The 1400-nt window shown below is 34.1% G+C and carries 1 protein-coding gene; it reads left to right on the top strand.

What is annotated here, in order from left to right; genetic code table 11:
- Positions 1-57: 57 nt before the first annotated feature.
- Positions 58-1400, top strand: a 1343-nt coding sequence (locus V7266_RS29885; protein WP_335472879.1) for an MFS transporter, incomplete at its 3' end; no start/stop codon positions are given.

The raw sequence follows: 1400 nt of genomic DNA, 5'->3' as shown, positions 1-1400 counted from the left end.
TTGAAAACTTAGATAATATTGTAGATAAAAAAACATTTCAAAGGGGCATTATTAACTATGACAAATTCAAATTGGAAAATTTATTATACAATTGCTGTAATAATTATACTTGCTGCCTTTGAACATATTGTAATTGGATTGTTTCCGCCACTTATTCAATACATAGCAAAGGATTTAAATGTAGATATCGCAAGTTTGGGTTTTGTTTCAGCTGCCAATATTTTGGTTACCGCCCTATCCTCTATTTATTGGGGATACCTCTCAGCGAAATATCCACAAAAGAGGATGCTAATTATAGGAACCTTTATTTGGTCCGTATCAATATTCTTGACTTCAATCAGCAGCAGTTATTTTCAAATCATGTTATTTCAAGTAGTAACCGGATTTGGCTTGGGTTGTATAGCATCCATTGGTTTTAGTATTTTAACTGAATTTATTCCCGATCAAAAACGCGGTTTCATTTTAAGTTTTTGGGGTATGGCCCAAGGTTTGGGCGGAATAGCTGGGTCTATTTTGGCTTCTTTAACTACTGCAAACAATAGTTGGAGATGGCCATTTGAAATAGTAGGTTCACTTGGCCTGTTTGTCATTTTTTGTTTTCTTTTTATTGAAGATCCATTTAAGGGTCAATTAGATTCAAAGCCGAAAAATGATCACTATAAACTTGAAACCAAACATATAAAATTTCTTATCTTAAAAGGCAGCAATGTGTATTTGTTTTTGCAAACATTCTTAATGAATATTGCAACAGGGAGCCTGATTTGGATTCCAACTTTATATACATTTAAAATAATGCAGCAAGGCTATAGTATGGATACAGCTCTGATTGTCTCAGGCTATCTCTATGCCATTTTCCAGATTGGAGGCATAGCATCATTCTATTTCGGGCATCTGGGAGATAAATTCCAAAGGAAAACCTTTAGAGGACGAGCATTTTTAACCTCCTTCTTTGTGTTTATTACCATGCCCTGTTATATGGCGTTATTCTTTGTGCCAATGTCTAACCTATCATTACCTGATCATAATAATGAAATCATTATTTTAGTGAGCATTTTAAGACAAATTTTCATCAATCCTTGGGTTACACTTATGTTTGTTTTATCTTTGTTTGCTTCAGCAGCCCAATCCGCCAATACACCTAATTGGATGGCACTCATAACAGATGTAAATCTTCCTGAACATAGAGGGATCGCCTTTAGTATCGCTAACCTTTTCAATAGCTTGGGTAGAACAGTGGGAAACGCAGGTGTTGGTATCTTGCTTGGCATATTTTCCACTAGATTCAATGAGCCTTATAGTTATATCTATACTTTATCTTTACTGCAAATCTTTTTAATACCGTCAGCCTTATGTTATATAAAAATGTCCAAAAATAATGTTACTGATATAAAGTATGTTTT

The organism is Neobacillus drentensis (assembly GCF_036965645.1).
Lineage (GTDB): Bacteria > Bacillota > Bacilli > Bacillales > Cytobacillaceae > Neobacillus > Neobacillus drentensis_D.
The sequence above is the reverse complement of the archived record's forward strand: the minus strand, read 5'-3'. Positions and strand labels throughout refer to the sequence as shown.